Raw genomic sequence first — 18,432 nt, 5'->3', positions numbered from 1 at the left:
CTTGTACTATTCCTGCCCTCTGATAGTTGAGTGGCGTCTGGAAGCCGTCAGAGGAGTTAACCAGTTCTTAATCGCGGTTTAACCTGGTGATGCCCTGCTTAGCTTTCCGGCCGCTGTTCTGGGGCGGATATGCCGTGATCACCCCACCTTTTGTAAAGGAAATGTGGGGTAACAGTGCTTATTCAGACTCTTTATAAATTTAACAAAGATATCAGGTCCAGCCTGAAATCCTATTGATTCCTATTCTTTTTATCCTCACATTTATAGTGAATTAACCAGGCGGACAGGCCTTTGCGACCTTATTATCTGATTTTGCTGATTCCGGGACCTTTGGAGTTCGATAATGGCCGACTGCTTTAAACTTAAAGATCATTTTATGGCAATTATTGACAAAAACGGCGGCATTCATGGAAGTGCCGGATCGGTGGTGTACCGCACCTACCGGGGAATGAACGTGGTACAGAGCAAACCCAAAAAGAAGAAGCAGACTCCTGCCAGCATACGCAGCGCCTGCGAGTTCGGGCTGGCCAGCTCGGCTGCCCGCGTGATCCGCGAAGCTTTTTACCCCTTACATCGCTCGCGGCACGATGGAGGCATGGGGAACCGTCTCACCTCGGCGGTTTGCACAAGCATACGGGCCAGTGCAAAGGAGCGTGGCGAGCGCGATCTGCACGACGGCAACCTGTCCTTCCTGGAGGGCTTCAGCTTCAATGCTGCCAGTCCGCTCTTTCCCTCTTTGCAGGTGAAGCCGCAGGTTTCGCTCACAGAAGAGGGGCAGGTGAAGGTGGAGCTGCCGGAGATTAACCTCGACCGGGAACTGCTCGACCGCTTTTATGAGGCCAAACGCTTCCGCATACGCTTTTTGCTGATCGCTTTTAATTTCCGGGAGGAGTTTTATGAGCTTGTAGACATGAAAGAGGCGGTAATGGACAGGGGCGAGCAAATTCCTGCTCAGGAGCTGCTGTTTGATAACGACCGGCCAAAAGGCTCCTTGCTGCTGCTTTCGGCCTCAATTGACTACCTGAGCTATAACCGGCTCGACAAAAGCTACGAGCCGCTGAATACGAAGGAATTCTCGCCCTGCGATATTATCGCGGCTTTTCCGGCCGTCGATGAAGCAGAGCCGGGTTACCGGAAGCAGCGTTACCAGGAGCTGCCTGAGGCCACGCGCAACAGTCGGACGGGCCTGTTCGGCGGCTATAAAGGAGCTGCCATGCGCGAGAAAGTAGACAAGCTGAACGGGCAGGGGCGACAGTGGGATTCCTGGCGAGCGGAAGACAGTGGCATCGGGGGAAGGAAGTGGCCGAAAGAAGATGACTGGAAGGATATGATAGGCAAGCGAACGTCTTTTAAGGAATAGAGAACCTATCTCAAGACATACTGAGGAGCCACAAGGACAATACCTCGACAGCAGGCGAACGGCTTTTAAGGAATAAGCGCCTCCTTTAAGGATTGTATGTCTGCGGGTTTTTGCAGAACAGTCTGGAGCCGATAGGTATGGGCCTCCGGCAATAAGATTAGTTTTGAAATTTTGCGCGCAAGACCGAGTATGCGGATAGTTTGAGCGGCAAAATATCAAGGACGGAGGCGCCTTCTGTGATGCCTATGTGGAAAACTGACGCGTATGAGCGGTACAGCATCCGGACAAAAGATCTCCTGCGCAGCAATGATCCACAAAAATCTTAAACCTCTGGATTTTACTGAAGTATATACCTACTTTAGTGTCAGCTCTTTGTTGGGGAGCCTTTGAGAAACTAGCCGGTCGATGCTGAAGCGTATATATATCCTTCTTTGTTATGCCTTCCTTTCTATTCCTGCTCTTAAGGCGCAGACATCCCTTTATCAGTTTTCTCAGTTAAATACCTCGCAGGGCCTGTCCCATAATCAGGTTACCAGTATTTTTCAGGACGAAAGGGGCTTTATGTGGTTTGGTACGGTTTCCGGCCTCAACCGCTATGACGGCTATAGTTTTAAAACCTTCCGGCACGTATTAAAGGACTCCACCTCGATCAACGACGATAACATTCTGAATATCCGAAGTGGACCTGATAATAAACTCTGGATACAGACCAGAATGGGCTTTGTCTTTTACGATCCCATCAGCGAGACGTTTGATCGAAAGCCCGCAGTTTTTCTGAAGCGCATTGGCATCGGAGGAAGCATTATAGACATTCGTGAAGAAGGGAAGGGGAATTACTGGATCGCGACAACAGCAGGGCTTTATCGCTACCCGGCTGGGAACACGCGGGCTTTGCTGGTAAAAGCGGCAAGTGCCGGGTCGCAGGTTACTTCCATCTTTCCGGATCGTAAGGGCAGCCTTTGGATCGCTTACAATACAGGCAAGGTGGAAACGCTCAGCCAGACATCAAAGAAGGTGGTGTGGAGTATTCGTCCAACTAATATTCCGGAAACTGCCCTCTATCAGGTTTTTGTCGATAGCGACAACGAAGGGTGGGTTTACTCTTCAGACCGGCCTCAGGGCGTTTGGCTGATCGACAGCAAAGGGAAGGTAAAACGCTGGTACACCAGGTCTGGATCAGAAGTCCGGCTGAATACCAATAATATCTATTGTGTCAATCAGGACAGCAAGGGCAGGATCTGGATCGGTACCGATCATGGCGGCATTAATGTACTGTCGAAAGGATCAGATCGGGTATTTTATCTGCTGAACAGGGAGACAGACGGGAAGAGCCTCGCTCAAAATACCGCGTCGGTTATCTATAAGGACAGGACCGGCATCATGTGGGTGGGTACATTCAAAAAGGGTATCAGTTACTACCACGACGGCATTATCAAGTTTCCCTTGTTCAGGCACGTTGCCAACGAACAAGGGAGTCTCCCTTACGACGATGTAAACCGCTTTGTTGAAGACAGGAAGGGAAATCTCTGGATCGGGACAAACGGGGGAGGACTGATCTATTTTAATCGACAAAACAACCGGTTTACCCGTTATCGCCATGATGCCGCAGATCCGAACAGTTTGAGCAATGACGTCATCGTGAGCCTGTGTATAGACAGTCGGGAGCATGTATGGATCGGCTCCTATTTCGGCGGGCTGGATCAGTTCGACGGAAAGCGGTTTATCCATCATAAGAAAGATCCTGCCGATCCGGCTGCCCTGACCGACGACCGGATATGGGAGATTATGGAAGCTTCTGACAGGCGCCTCTGGGTAGGTACACTGGCGGGTGGTCTGAATATATTGGATCAAGACAGAAAGCTGATCAGAAAATACAGGTCGGGCAAGGGCAATACCATCCGGTCGAATTACATTTCGGCGCTTATAGAGGATCGGAGAGGCAACGTCTGGGTCGGTACTGATAATGGCCTGGATGTATGGCAAAGGAAAACGAATACCTTCAGGCACTTCCGCCATTCTGAGACCGACGAGGCCAGCCTGAGCAACGACTTCATCATATCGCTGCTGGAAGACAGCCGGGGGCTTGTTTGGGTCGGTACGCAGGATGGTCTCAATATCTTCGATCCGAAGACGCAGCGCTTCAGCGTGCTTAGAGCAATTGAGGGCCTTCCGGCCAATACGATTTTGACCATTCTCGAAGACAGGCGGGGGGACATTTGGGTGAGCACGCCAAACGGCTTGTCTAACGTCAGCGTTTCAGGAAGAGGTACTGATCTCAAGTTTGGTTTTCGCAACTACGATGAGTCAGATGGCCTGCAGGGGCGTCAGTTTAATGAGAATGCCGCCTTAAAGACCAGGAAGGGCGAGCTGATCTTCGGCGGGCCGAACGGCTTCAATATCTTCAATCCGGGCGACATTAAGGTGAATAACGATATTCCCAGGGTTGTACTAACTGGTTTCGAGCTATTCAATGCGGCAGTTAAGCCGGGCGAGAAAGTTGGCGGCAGGCTCATCCTTAATAATTCCATTACGGAGAGCCGCGAGCTGAAATTGAACTATGACCAAAACGTATTTTCGATTGAGTTTGCTGCGCTTAACTTTTCCAATGCCCCCAAAAACAAATATTCGTACATACTGGAGGGCTTTAACAAGAAATGGCTCACTTCTGATGCGACCAACCGCAAGGCCACCTTCACCAACCTTGATCCCGGCGAATATACCTTTAAAGTGAAGGCCTCGAACGACAGCGGAGTCTGGAATCACGAGGGCGCTTCCATCAAGATCACGATTCTGCCACCCTTCTGGCGAACCCCGATGGCCTATATCCTTTATGCTGTTTTCGTTCTGGCATTTCTGTTTTATCTGAGAAAGAGGGGGATAGACAAATTGCGCGAACAGTTTGCTCTTGAACAGGAGCGACAAGAGGTACGCCGTATGCATCAGCTTGATCTGATGAAGATCAAGTTCTTCACCAATGTGAGCCATGAGTTCAGGACACCTTTGTCGCTAATTCTTAGCCCTCTCGAAACCTTACTTAAGAACCCGGCTGACACGGCGCAGGAGAAGCATCTTCAGTTGATACAGCGAAACGCCCGCCGCTTGTTAAACCTGGTGAACCAGCTGATGGACTTCCGGAAGATGGAGGTGAATGAATTGCGGATTCAGCCACAGGAGGGAGACGTGATCGTCTTCATCAGGGATAGCTTCCAGTCGTTTACAGACCTGGCCGAGAAGAAGCGCATTTGTTTTTCATTTTTTTCGCCCCTTAGTTCTGTAATAACTTCTTTTGACCACGACAAGATTGAGCGCATCTTGTTTAATCTGCTGTCGAACGCATTTAAATTCACTCCGGATGGAGGCACTATTTCCCTGACGGTTCAGCTCGACGACCTGCAGGAGAAATCCGGCAATCTGGTCATGCGGGTCGAGGATAATGGGATTGGGATCCCACAGGAGAAGCAGCACAGTATTTTTGAACGATTTTTTCAAAGTGATGTGCCCGGCTCAATTGTCAATCAGGGGAGCGGGATCGGGCTGGCCATTACAAAGGAGTTCGTCAATCTGCATGGAGGGACTATACGGGTGATGAGTGAGCCTGATAAGGGAAGCTGCTTTGTGGTGACACTGCCGCTCAACGTGACAGGCTTAGTATGGGGAGACATGCGCTTGCAATCTGATCAGGTGGCAGAAGCCGGCTTTCCTGAAGCAGAGCGGACGCCGGAGAGCACTGAGCTGAGTCAGGGCGACCAGAAGAAGAGGAAGATCCTGCTGATTGAGGACAATGAAGATTTCAGGTTCTACCTGAAAGATAATCTGAAGCAGCACTATCAGGTACTGGAAGCCGCTAACGGGAAGACAGGCTGGAGCAAGACGCTTTCGGAGCAGCCCGATCTGGTTGTGTCGGATATCAGTATGCCTGAAATGAACGGTATCGATCTATGTGTAAAGATCAGAGGCGACAAACGTACAAGCCATATCCCCGTCATCTTACTAACGGCCATGACGGGAGAAGAATTGATGTTGCGTGGGCTTGAAACGGGGGCAAGTGATTACATGACCAAGCCCTTCAACTTTGAAGTCCTCATATCGAAGATCCGAAACCTTTGCAAGCAGCAGGAGTCGATGAGAAAGACCTACCAAAGGCAGGTGGAGGCGAGGCCCTCCGAGGTTGAAGTAGAGTCGGCGGACGAAAAGTTCATTAAGCAGGCTCTTGGTATCATCGAGAAGAATATTCCGAATACCGAGTTCTCTGTGGAGGAGCTTAGCCGGGAAATGGCAATGAGCCGTGTAGCCCTTTATAAGAAGCTGCTGCAGCTGACGCGTCAGACTCCTGTGGAGTTCATCCGTTCTATCCGCCTGAAAAGAGCGGCTCAGCTGCTTGAAAAGTCGCAGTGCACTGTTTCTGAGATCGCCTACGAAACCGGCTTTAACAACCCGAAGGCTTTTGCCCGGTATTTCAAGGCAGAGTTCGGCGTGCTGCCTTCTTCCTGGGCACGGCATTCGAAAGACAGGGAGGCGAAGAAAGGTTGATGAGGTGCGGTGATCAGTTGGGAAGAGAGGGGCGGAGTATAAGAAGGAGTGGATCGGGGTATAGTTATCTCTTGCCCAGTTTATATCCGATAGGTTGACGAGGCCTGGGTTTTTCTTCCTTTTTCGCTAACAGTTCATCCAGGTACTGAAAGACTACTTCCATGTTTTTATCCTGATTGTCGAGCTTCTTCTTTATTTTTTCCACTTCTAAACGCAGCTCCGTGTTATCCGTTAACATTTGGCGTATCCGTGTAAAGATCCGGATAATCTGTATGTTTACTTTTATAGCTCTTGAACTATTTCGTACACTGGATAACATGGCTACGCCCTGCTCGGTAAATGCCATTGGAAGGTACTTAGAATGTGCTCCTTGTTTTAAGGTGCCATTTTGGCTCCTTAAAGAGCGATATTCTTCCTGGCTCAGTTCGAACATAAAGTCTTCCGGAAAGCGGTCAGCATTACGCCTTACCTGCCTTTTGAGTTGTTTGGTTTCTACCTGATATAATTCCGCCAGATCAGCATCTATTATTACTTTTTCTCCTCTGACATAATAGATCTGGTTCATGATTATTTCATCAGGTATTGGAGTAAGTTTATCGTCTGTGTTAGCCATTTGGTTACATACTTACATTTTATGATAAATAAGTTTTATAGCATCCTTGCGGTTAGTTCAAGGTGGCATTCTGGGGGGGTAACAAGGGATATTACAGCATCTTTCCGGCTCCGGAGCCCATCCACGAGGATAGTCTTGTGTCTTTTTTACTTGTTTCAAGTCCACTGTTACGCCCTTGGTTAACATTTGCGGCCCTATTTGTAAACAATTCCATCCCCTCCTTTTTGACCATCAGCCGTAGTTTTACCTCAGCCCTTCAGCCTTGCTGAGGAATTAAACTGCATAATTAACTAACCATGCATAGATTACTCATTGTTGTTTTCTTTTTGTCGTGTCTCGTGAATAGCGAGGCGATGGCTCAATCTTCAACCGTTCAGAAACTGGATGACGGGGTACTGGTCAGTATCCGTAACAAAGCATCAGGCAACGTGCAGGATGTCCGGTTACAGGTGATTTCGGATCTTATAATAAGAGTGACGTCGAAGCTGCCTGAGGCTGAAGCGACCCGTAAGAGCTTAATGATCACCGATTCTCTCAGGAGCGGGGGGAAGTGGAGCATGAAACAGGATCAGAACAGCGTACAGTTGCACACTGCGGCGCTTAATGCCAACGTTAGCCTCCAGACAGGGGCTATTACCTTCAAGGATCAGAATGGTAAAGTGATCACGTCGGAAGAAGTGAGAGGGGCAGAGGCTTTTGTTCCGGGCTCTTATTCCGGTGACGCCTTCTATCGGATTAAACAAGGCTTTGAAGTGGATCCGGGAGAAGCGTTTTACGGACTAGGGCAGCATCAGAATGGGGTGATGAATTACCGGGGACACCAGGTGGTGCTATCTCAATATAATACCGACGTTGCGGTTCCCTTCATGATTTCAAGCAAGAACTACGGTATTTTGTGGGATAACTACTCCATTACCAAAGTAGGCGATGTACGTGAGTTCCAGTCTTTATCGGCTTTGAAGCTCTATTCGGCAGAGGGAAAGGCGGGATGGTTAACGGCTACCTATGCGAATAGGCAAGGGAATAGTGGGAACGCAGTGGTAAGAGCTGAATCTGATATCGACTATGCCTTCCTGAAGGACCAGAAGAACTTCCCCGAGGCAATCAAAATGAACGATGCCAAAGTGACCTGGGAAGGGGAGATTGAGTCGCCTTATACCGGTTCTCATACGTTTTTACTGAAGTATGCAGGGTATCTGAAAATATGGCTGGATGGGAAACTGCAGGCCGACAGATGGCGTCAGCCCTGGAACGCCGGAGCCATAGAGATTGCTCCGCGGCTGGAGAAAGGAAAAAGGTATAAGTTGAAAATTGAGTGGATCCCTGACGGCGGCGAGTCGTACTTGTCGGCAAAATGGCAGAGTCCGATTCCTCAGTCGGAGCAAAACCGCATGGCCTTCCTGTCTGAAGCGGGCGACCAGATTGACTACTACCTGATTAGCGGAGCCAATCTGGATGAGGTGATCAGCGGGTACCGTAAGCTGACAGGCCGCGCGCCTATTGTGCCGAAATGGGCACTGGGTTTCTGGCAGAGCCGGGAGCGATACAAAACTCAGGAGGGAATCCTTTCGACTGTTAAAACATTCCGCGACAAGAAGGTCCCCCTTGATAATATTGTGCTCGACTGGTCGTACTGGGCAGAAGATCAGTGGGGAAGCCAGGAGTTTGAATCAAAGCGATTCCCTAACCCCGAGCAGATGTTGTCGGACCTGCACGACAAGTACCACACCCGCTTTATGATCTCGGTATGGCCAAAGTTCTACAAAGGCACAGAGCCTTATAAAGAGTTCGACAAGAACGGCTGGCTCTACAGGAGAAACATTGAGGATGCCAGGAGAGACTGGATAGGACAAGGATATTCATCCACATTTTATGATCCCTTCAATGCGGATGCGCGGGCCGGGTTCTGGAAGCTGATCAACAATAAGCTCTATAAGAAGGGCGTAGATGCGTGGTGGCTGGATGCTACCGAACCCGATATTCATTCCAATCTGGATGTGGAAACGAGGAAGACCCTTTTTAGTCCCTCTACGGGTTCAGGTACGAGGTATTTTAATGCCTTTCCTTTGCAGAATGCCAAAGGAATCTATGAGGGGCAGAGAGCAGCGAATCCAAAAGACCGCGTGTTTATTCTCACCCGGTCGGCTTATGGGGGTCAGCAAAGGTACGGCGCTACTACCTGGAGTGGCGACATCTCCTCCAGATGGCACGACATGAGAGATCAGATTTCGGCAGGGATCAACTTCTCGTTATCAGGTCTGCCTTACTGGACCATGGACATTGGAGGTTTCTCCGTGGAAAGGCGATTTGAAAAAGCCACGGGTGCCGACCTTGACGAGTGGAGAGAAATGAATACAAGGTGGTATCAGTTCGGGGCATTTACTCCTATTTTCAGAGTTCACGGACAGTTCCCCTATCGCGAGATTTACAACATAGCGCCTGAGGGACATCCTGCCTACGCCAGTATGCTCTACTACAATAAGCTTCGCTACCGGCTCCTGCCTTATGTATATTCACTCGCCGGCAAAGCGTACCATGAGAACTACACGATCATGAGAGGACTGATAATGGACTTTACAAAGGATCAGAAGGTGTCGGATATTGACGACCAGTACATGTTCGGGCCATCTCTTCTCATCAATCCGGTGCACGAATACAAAGCCCGGGAGAGAAGTGTTTACCTTCCTGCTGGTTCGGGCTGGTACGATCTGTACACGGGCAAATATAGCTCAGGCGGAAAGAGGATCACTGCGAGTGCAGGCTATGAGAGGATGCCTGTATTTGTGAAGGAAGGATCCATCCTGCCTTTCGGTCCTGATCTTCAGTACACCTCAGAAAAACAGCCTGATCTTATCACCCTGTACGTCTACACCGGAAAAGACGCCTCCTTCGTCCTTTATGAGGATGAAGGCGTGAACTATAACTATGAGAAGGGGACTTACAGCACCATTCCTATCCGGTATAACGAAAAAAGCAGAACGCTGACGATCGGCAATCGCAACGGGAGTTTTCCGGGTATGCTCAAGACCAGGACTTTCCGTGTGGTGGAGGTAAGTCCGCGGAAAGCGTCGGCACTCAATCCGGATGCCCAGGGTAAGCATAAAGTAACTTATAGCGGGAATTCAATATCGGTCAGGATGTAACGAAACTCAATAACAACCAAAAAAACCAAATGTATGGAAAGAACAATTACAAGAAGGAGAATAAGGGTTCTCTTATGGACCATTATTGCCATCATGTTGTATAGCATCTCCGGCTATGCGCAAAACAGAACCGTTACGGGTAAAGTAACAGGAGCAAGCGACAAGCTGCCGCTTCCCGGAGTGGCAGTTAAAATTAAGGGGAAGACTGGAGGTACCAGTACAGACGCAAACGGGACCTTCAGTCTTAAGGTAAGTTCGGGTGACGTTCTTGAATTTACTTCCGTAGGCTTCCAGCCCCAGACTATAACGGTGGGACAGTCGAACGTGATCAATGTCGCCCTGCGCGACGACGTCAAGGCGCTGGATGAGGTGGTGGTGGTTGGATACGGTGTACAGCGGAAGAAGCTGGTAACCGGAGCAACGGTTCAGGTTAAGGGTGAAGACCTTCAAAAGCAAAGCAGCCTGAATGCCTTGCAGGCGTTGCAAGGGCAAACACCGGGTGTGCAGATCAGCTCTACTTCCGGGCAGCCGGGTGAGGGAATGCGCGTGGTGATCCGCGGCCTCGGTACCATTGGTAACGCCAGCCCTCTTTATATTGTAGACGGGGTTCAAACAGGCGACATTTCCTATCTCAATCCTGCCGACATAGAGTCTATTGACATTCTGAAGGATGCTGCTTCTGCCGCCATCTACGGTTCTCAGGCTGCTAACGGCGTAGTGCTGGTTACCACGAGGCAGGGCAAGGCGGGACAGGCTAATCAGCTGACGTTTGATTCTTACACGGGAACCCAGGAAGTGGCAAGGAAGGCCGACCTGCTCAATTCGAGGGAGTACGCCTCTATTATGAATGAAGCCGCTATCAATTCCGGTAAGCAACCCATTTTTACAAACGATCAGATTGCGCAGATGGGAGAAGGCACAAACTGGATGAACGAAATGTTTACAGACGCGCCCACCCACAATTACTCGCTGGGTATGCAGGGCTCGTCTAAGTCATCAACGTTCTCTTCTTCACTGTCCTACACATCCCAGGCGGGAATTGTTGGAGGGAAGGACTATTCCAACTATCAGCGATATAATTACAGAATTAACTCAGAACACAGCTTCCTTAATGATATCGTGAAGTTTGGCGAGCACCTTACGTTCGCCTACATCAAGAATAATGGGATTGCCGTTGGGAATCAGTATAATAATACGCTCCGGAACGCTTTTAATACCAGCCCTTTTCTTCAGATGTATGATGAGAACGGCAACTTTTACGATAACACCAATTCCACCTGGTACAACGGCGAGGCAAACCCGTACGCTCAGATGGTCTATGGTAACCAGAACCGCAGGAACCGACAACGGGTGTTAGGCGATGTCTATGTAGTAGTGGAACCGTTCAAAGGACTTGCGTTCCGTTCGAGCCTGGGCATGGACTACTCGGTATATGAGAGCCGTTCCTATTCTCCGTTATATCAGCTCTCGCTCTACGCCTACAACCGCACGACCAGCGCAAACCAGTCGATGGATAAGACCCGGTCTTTTCTATGGGATAATACGCTGAGCTATAAGTTCAATGTCTCAGACCGGCACCATTTTGAGGTCCTTGGAGGATCGTCATCTTATGAGTACAACGGTTCTAATCTATTCGGGAGTAATACCGATCTGTTCTTTAGTTCTCTGAAGTACGCCTGGCTTTCGAATGCCACTAATACGGATGGCGCTAACATGAGTCTGGGTGGCGGTACGATTAATCCTGACAGGCGCCTATCCTACTTCGGAAGGTTAAACTATAACTTCAAGGAAACCTACCTCATCAACGCAACGTTCAGGGCTGATGGCTCATCGCGTTTTGGACCGGGTAATCGCTGGGGTTATTTTCCTTCCGTTTCTGCAGGGTGGGTGGTCACGAACGAGAAGTTTATGGAGAACACTCATACCTGGCTTCCCTACCTGAAAGTGAGGGCCAGCTGGGGACAAGTGGGTAACCAGAACGTAGATCCCTACCAGTACCTGGCCCCCATTACCTATACTACCACCAACTATGTCTTTGGTTCGAGCGAGACCAGGCTTACGCCTGGCGCCTACCCAAGCCGTCTTTCCAACCCGCAGGTCAAGTGGGAGACTTCTGAACAGACTAACCTCGGCTTTGATGCCACTCTCTTCAACAGTAAGTTCAACGTCAATTTCGACTGGTACGACAAAACCACCAAGGACTGGCTCATTGAAGCTCCCATCGTTTCAACTGCCGGGGCAAGAGCACCATTCATCAACGGCGGTGATGTTCAGAACCGCGGAGTAGAACTGGCTTTATCTTATCGGAATACGGCCGGCGATTTGAGCTACACCATTGGCCTGAACGGATCGTATAATAAAAACAAGGTTGGCCGGATACCCAATAAGGACGGGATTATTCATGGTGAAAACAACCTCCTGTATAACAACTCACTGGAGTTTTATCGCGCCCAGAACGGATTCCCCATCGGGTATTTCTGGGGGCTGAAGACGGCAGGGATATTCCAGTCGGATGCGGAAGCGAAGGAGTATAAGGCCTCTAATGGAAGGCTGATCCAACCGACCGCGCAGGCTGGTGATGTACGCTATCAGGATCTCAATGACGATGGCGCGATAGACGATATGGATCGGACGATGATCGGCAATCCGAATCCTGACTATACGTTCGGCATCAATCTATCCGCAGCCTACAAAGGGTTCGACTTTTCTTTGCAGGCCTCCGGGGTAGCAGGAAACGAGATTGTACAGTCCTGGAGGAATCATTCCAATATGTATTCCAATTACTCGAACGAGATCCTTGGCCGCTGGCATGGGCCGGGTTCTTCAAACAGTATCCCCAGGGTAACGGAGGATGCCAGGAACTGGATCAATTTCTCAGACCTCTATGTCCACAAGGGCGATTTCCTGAGGGTCAGCAACGTGACCATCGGATATGATTTTGCCAAGATTATCAAAAAGAGCTACTTAAAGCAGGTGAGGCTATTTGCGTCTGCCGTGAACCTGTATACGTTCACTAGTTACACCGGTATGGATCCTGAAATCGGTTATGGTACGGCCAGTTTTGCTTCTGGTATCGACCTGGGCTATTATCCAAGGCCGCGCACCTTCTTGTTTGGAACCAGCATTCGATTCTAATTTAAAGAGATTGATTTTATGAAGACTTTAAGAATACTGATCCCGGTACTGCTGCTCCTGAGTACCGGGTCTTGCAAGGACTTCCTTGATACGCAGCCTCTGACTCAGGCGAACGATGAAAACTTTTATAAAACCCCGCAGGACGCTTACAAAGCGCTGGTAGGATGTTACGACGGGTTACAGGTGATATGGTCAGACGGCGTGGCGCTGCCCGTGGCCGCCGAAGTAATGTCTGACAACTGCTTCGGAGGTACGGGTAACTCCGACGGCCTGGGATACCAGATGCTCGACGAATTTGACAAGCTTAGGTCTCCGTCGGACCAGAACATATTTGGCAGAACCTGGGAGCTAAGTTACCAGGCTTTGTACAGGTGCAATGTGCTGATCTCGAAGATGAATCAGATCAACTGGGGCGGAAATGAGCAGTTGCGGAAGACGTATGAGTCTGAGGCACGTTTTATCAGAGCATTCATCTATTTTGATATGGTGAGATTATGGGGTAATATTCCGCTGCTCACTGAACCATCCCGTGAAAATTTTCCTCAGGCGAGCCCTGATGAGGTGTACAAGGTGATTGCAGAAGATCTCAAGTTCGCTGCAGAAAACCTTCCCGAGGTTGCCTATAGCGCTCAGCCGGCCGATGAAAGGGGCAGGGTGACTAAATGGGCGGCTGAATCCCTGCTCGCCAGAGTTTACCTTTACTATACCGGTTACTATGGTAAGCCGGATCTGAACGGAGTAGTAACCGGCCCGCAGGTCCTCGGTTATCTCGAAAATGTGATCAGCAAGAGTGGTCATGCACTTGTTGATTCGTTTAAGAACCTATGGCCTGCAGCTTCCCTTGACCGCTATGCGCAGGAAGATAATAAGGAGACTGTATTTGCTATTAAGTACTCAGCCACCAGCGACTATGATGGAAATCTGGATGGAAATCACTGGATGGTGATGCTGGGTCTGAGAGCGCAATGGAGCTACCCGTATGGCAATGGATGGGGTGGCGGCACTGTCAATCCGAAGATATGGAACGCATTCAGCAATAACGACACCAGGAAAGTGGCTTCAGTTATTGCGGTTAAGGAAGAGAAGGTGGCCTTTACCAATCAGAAGGACCAGCGGGAATACACTGGCTATTATTTGAAAAAGTACACGCCAATGGTGGACAAGAATGGGGTCCCCTTGCCGGAAGCACTGTATAAGAATGCTGATTTTCAAAGGGGACAGTATCAGGACTATGTATCAGTCAGGTACGCCGATGTATTGCTGATGGCAGCTGAACTTGGCAGTCCTAATGCCCAGGCATATTTCAATCAGGTGCGTGAGCGGGCCTATAAAGATAAGTTCACTCCTCTTCAGATCAGTAAGGATAATATTATGAAGGAGCGGCAATTGGAGTTTGCTTTTGAAGGGATCCGCTATTGGGATCTTCTGAGACAGGGCGTCAATAAAGCCGCCGCAGAAATTGCAGAGTCCACCACCGTCCTCAATGGTGGTGTCAGTACGCCCAAGACGATCTCTGCCTCGAAGATCATCGAAACGAAAGGCTTGCAGCAGATCCCTTATTCCCAGATTACGCTGTCGGGTAATGTGCTGAAGCAAAATGCAGGTTGGTAAGAATGAAAGGTTGTATTTAAAAAATAACAACGATGAAAAACGTTTTTAAGCTGTTGCAGGGGGTCTTGTTTTCCCTGGCGGTCCTTGTATCCTGTCAGAAAGATCACTATAACCTCGGCAACCCCCTCGATAAATCCGCTATCAAATTTCAGGTAGTACAGGATAAAAAAGCAGATGCCGGCGGAAATACCGTCATCCTGAAGAACGAAACACCCGGAACAATTTCTATTTGGGATTACGGCACAGGCCGGTCTACACGCCAGACCGATACGGTGCGTTACCCCTTTAAAGGCGATTACGTAGTTAAGTTCTCCGTCTTATCGGGTGGTGTTTTAGTTGACCTGGATCCGGTGATTGTACATGTTACTGAAGATAATCTCAACTATGTGAACGATCCTTTATGGACAGCGCTCACAGGTGGAGCGGGAAAAGAAAAATCGTGGGTTCTGGATACAGACGCGAAGAATTTTGCCGGACCGATATCGTTCTACGGAACGAATAACGGCTGGCTGAAAGAAGGAAATCCCTGGGCCGATGGAGTTTATAAAACCGGATGCTATGGCAAAGATTGCTGGGTATGGTCGCCGGACCTCGGATCTATCTATCCGGGAATAATGGCTAAAGGCGACTATGGCATCATGACCTTCAGTCTGAAGGGTAATGCGGTGTTCTCGGCCAAGAAGCTGATGGAAGGAGGGGCCACAGAAACGGGCAGTTATGTGCTGAATACGGCTGCAAAGTCGCTCACTATTAACAATGCTTCTATTTTGCGCGGGTATAAGCCCGCGAAGAACGGAATTACAGGGGTAAGCAACTGGACCAGCTATACCATCCTGGAACTCGATGAAAACGTCCTTCGGCTGGGCGTCATCAGGGATAAAGACGTAGATGGTGAGGGCGCCTGTATGCTGGTCTATAATTTTATTTCAAAGGAGTTCTCAGACAACTGGAAGCCTGAGGTAGTTGAAACAGGTCCCGATGAAGGCTTCGATCCGCAATTCGCTCCGGGAAAGCTGCTCGAAATGATAGCCGGACCGGCAGGCGGCGGAGTCATGTGGCGCCTGGATGCAGCAGGTAATCCCATCGACTGGATTGGCAAGGGGAAGGGGTGGACCACTTCAGCCGCTTCTACTGCTGGCTGGGGATGGGTAGACAAGTGGGAGGCTGCTGCGGCCAACTCCTGGATCTTGTTCGACCGGCAGAACGGACAGAATGTGACGGTTAACCAGAACGGGGTAATTACGAGGGGTACCTATACGATCAATGAGGAAACCAACGAAATTATCCTGAACGGCGTAAAGCTGATTCAGAGCACCGACCCTAACAACAGCCTGAATCCTTCGACCAACCGGATCAAAGTAGTGAAAGCCTTCCCCGGGAAGGTGGCCCAGAAGGGGATCTGGCTGGGAACAAGTTACAATGCAGAAAAAGATGAGTGGTTCGCTTTTCATTACGTTCTGTAAGGGATAAAATCTGCGATTGCGGGAATGCTGTGTTCTTCGCAGCTTTCCTGCAATCGATATTAAATAATTCAATTCAAACGGGGAGCGCGGCAAGGACCGTATTCCCTGTTCACATATCCTGCTTCTTTATGAAATTGCTTCTACGTCAGCTGCTTTTCCTTCTTTCTTTTTTTATCTCTGCACCGCTATTGTTTGCTCAGCCGGGGCGGAAGCAACAGCTGTTTAATGATTCCTGGCGTTTTTCTCTGAATAATGCCGGGGCCTGGCAGTCTGTGCGGAAGGATGATTCACGCTGGCGCGTCCTGAACCTTCCGCACGACTGGAGCATAGAAGGAGACTTCAGCAAGGAACACCCGGCTACTCCTGGCGGGGGAGCACTACCAGGGGGAGTGGGATGGTACCGAAAATCTTTCACTGTACCGCTGGCGGATAAAGGAATGCTCATATCCCTGGAATTTGCAGGTGTATACCACCGCAGCGAAGTATGGATCAACGGACATTACCTGGGCAGGAGGCCAAACGGCTATATTTCGTTCAGCTACGATCTCACTCCCTATTTGAAGTACGGCGCCTCAAAAAACCTCATCGCTGTTAAAGTGGATAATTCGCAGCAGCCTAATTCGCGCTGGTACTCCGGCTCAGGTATTTACCGGAATGTATGGCTAATTACTACGCCGCAAGTACATGTGGCTCGCTATGGCTCTTTTATCACCACTCCCCGGGTGAGCACTGAGGAGGCGACTGTGAGCATACAGACACAGGTTACTAACGGCGGGCAGCGCCCAGCGCGGGTGGTCATCTTAGAAACCACCGTCCTGGATCCTCATGGAAAGGAAGTAGGCAAAACAAGAAGTGAGAAGCGATTGGCCCCGGGAGGTGGGGCGGAGTTCCGCCAAAGCCTGAAGATAGCCGCTCCTGAACTATGGTCGGTGTTACAGCCGTCATTGTACCGGGCGGTATCCCGGGTCTATGTCGATGGAAAAGCAGGAGACCGGTATGAAACCCGGTTTGGAATTCGCGACTTCAAATTCGATGTTGCAAAGGGCTTTTTTTAAACGGCGAGCCATTAAAGATCAGAGGCGTTTGCAACCATCATGACCTTGGCGCGCTTGGCACGGCGTTCAACAGGAGGGCAGCAGAACGACAGCTGCAGATCTTAAAGGAAATGGGCTGCAACGGCATCCGTACCTCTCATAATCCGCCAGCTCCCGAATTGCTGGATCTCTGCGACGAAATGGGCTTTATTGTGATGGACGAGGCTTTCGACATATGGAAAAAGCAGAAAAACCCGTTCGATTACCACCTTGACTGGGACCAGTGGCATCGGAAAGACCTGGAGGATCTGATCAAGCGGGATAGGAACCATCCGAGCGTATTTATATGGAGTGTGGGTAACGAAATACAGGAGCAGTGGGGGGATGAAAAGAAGGGTGACACAACAGGGCGTGTCATCGCCCGGGAGCTGGTGAGTATCGTGAGAAGTCTCGATACGACAAGAGCCATCACCTCTGCGAATAATGAAATCAACGTGTGGAATAATCTGCTTAAGTCGAACGCTTTCGCGATGGTCGGCTATAACTACAATCACAAGTCGTGGGCCTCTTTCCCGGAGCGATGGCCTGGGAAGCAATTTATCGTAACCGAGAGTACTTCGGCCCTGGCTACACGCGGACATTACGATCTGGTTCCTTTCGATACGATACGTCGCTGGCCCGAGGCCTGGGATAAGCCGATCAAGGGAGGCGGGAACAAGGACTTCACAGTCTCGGCATACGATCACGTGAGCGCCCCGTGGGGGTCTACCCACGAGGAAAGCCTGAAAGAGCTGAAGCGTAACGCCCATGTTTCCGGAATGTTCGTATGGACAGGTTTCGATTATCTCGGCGAGCCTACTCCTTATCCATGGCCTGCCCGGAGCTCCTACTTCGGTATCATTGACCTGGCTGGCTTCCCTAAAGACGTTTACTATCTGTATCAAAGCGAGTGGACTGACTCACCCGTTCTTCACCTCTATCCCCACTGGAACTGGGAAAGAGGAGATACTGTAGACGTGGTGGCTTACTATAACAACGCCGATGAGGTGGAACTTTTCCTGAACGGGCAGTCGCTGGGAAGGAAAAAGAAGGAAGACGGGAATTTGCATGTCAAATGGCGGGTGCCATTCAGCCCTGGTGTACTGAAAGCCGTCTCTTATAAAGACGCAAGGGAGGTTTTGGTAAAAGAAGTAAGAACGGCAGGCAAGCCGGCAAAGATCAGGCTGCTGGCCGACAGAAGTAGTATTAAGGCAGACGGACGGGATCTTTCTTTTGTAACAGTGAGTATTGTGGATGCGGAAGGCAATCTGGTGCCAGATGCAAAAAACAGCCTGCACTTCACAGTAACGGGAAGGGGCAGCCTGAACGCTGTCGATAATGGGGATCCTACCAGTCACGAGCGCTTTAAAGCGACGAACAGGAAAGCCTTCAACGGACTGGCCCTCGCAATTATTCAGTCGACGACCCAGTCCGGCAAAATAAAGCTGAGGGCAGAAGGGGAAGGGATTGCAGCTGCTGAGCTTGAAATTGTAAGCAAATAAGA

9 protein-coding genes are annotated in these 18,432 nt (G+C 49.9%); 8 read left to right on the top strand and 1 reads right to left on the bottom strand.

All coding sequences use genetic code 11. The features are described 5' to 3' along the window. The first annotated feature begins 376 nt into the window (after positions 1 to 376). Positions 377 to 1,360: a hypothetical protein gene (locus ACES2C_RS04365; protein ID WP_374165784.1), complete on the top strand. Its 984-nt coding sequence runs from the start codon at positions 377 to 379 to the stop codon at positions 1,358 to 1,360. A 405-nt stretch (positions 1,361 to 1,765) separates the two neighbouring features. Next, positions 1,766 to 5,890, top strand: a complete 4,125-nt coding sequence (locus tag ACES2C_RS04360; protein WP_374165783.1) for a two-component regulator propeller domain-containing protein — start codon at positions 1,766 to 1,768, stop codon at positions 5,888 to 5,890. A 64-nt stretch (positions 5,891 to 5,954) separates the two neighbouring features. Here ACES2C_RS04360 and ACES2C_RS04355 read toward each other — a convergent pair whose 3' ends face one another. Then, a complete protein-coding gene (locus ACES2C_RS04355) occupies positions 5,955 to 6,503 on the bottom strand; it encodes an ORF6N domain-containing protein (protein ID WP_374165782.1) in 549 nt (182 codons plus the stop codon). Positions 6,504 to 6,799: 296 nt separating this feature from the next. Between ACES2C_RS04355 and ACES2C_RS04350 the strand changes: the two genes are divergently transcribed. From ACES2C_RS04350 to ACES2C_RS04325, 6 genes are all read left to right on the top strand, one after another. Then, a complete protein-coding gene (locus ACES2C_RS04350) occupies positions 6,800 to 9,646 on the top strand; it encodes a TIM-barrel domain-containing protein (protein ID WP_374165781.1) in 2,847 nt (948 codons plus the stop codon). 33 nt (positions 9,647 to 9,679) lie between these two features. Continuing rightward, a complete protein-coding gene (locus tag ACES2C_RS04345) occupies positions 9,680 to 12,781 on the top strand; it encodes a SusC/RagA family TonB-linked outer membrane protein (protein WP_374165780.1) in 3,102 nt (1,033 codons plus the stop codon). Between the two features lie 18 nt (positions 12,782 to 12,799). After that, entirely contained in the window at positions 12,800 to 14,392 is a 1,593-nt protein-coding gene (locus ACES2C_RS04340; RefSeq protein ID WP_374165779.1) for a RagB/SusD family nutrient uptake outer membrane protein, read from the top strand. 32 nt (positions 14,393 to 14,424) lie between these two features. Beyond that, positions 14,425 to 15,855 carry a hypothetical protein gene (locus tag ACES2C_RS04335; RefSeq protein WP_374165778.1) on the top strand — a complete coding sequence of 477 codons (1,431 nt, stop codon included), beginning with the start codon at positions 14,425 to 14,427 and terminating at the stop codon, positions 15,853 to 15,855. A gap of 128 nt (positions 15,856 to 15,983) precedes the next feature. Further along, complete coding sequence (locus ACES2C_RS04330; protein WP_374165777.1) at positions 15,984 to 16,910, top strand: sugar-binding domain-containing protein; 927 nt, start codon at positions 15,984 to 15,986, stop codon at positions 16,908 to 16,910. Beyond that, a complete protein-coding gene (locus tag ACES2C_RS04325) occupies positions 16,883 to 18,430 on the top strand; it encodes a glycoside hydrolase family 2 TIM barrel-domain containing protein (protein ID WP_374166906.1) in 1,548 nt (515 codons plus the stop codon). The genes ACES2C_RS04330 and ACES2C_RS04325 overlap by 28 nt, the downstream gene beginning before the upstream one ends. Positions 18,431 to 18,432 lie beyond the last annotated feature (2 nt).

The organism is Arcticibacter sp. MXS-1 (assembly GCF_041902385.1).
In the GTDB taxonomy this organism is placed as follows: domain Bacteria; phylum Bacteroidota; class Bacteroidia; order Sphingobacteriales; family Sphingobacteriaceae; genus Arcticibacter.
Note: the sequence above shows the minus strand (reverse complement) of the source record. Positions and strands in the feature narration are given on the sequence as shown.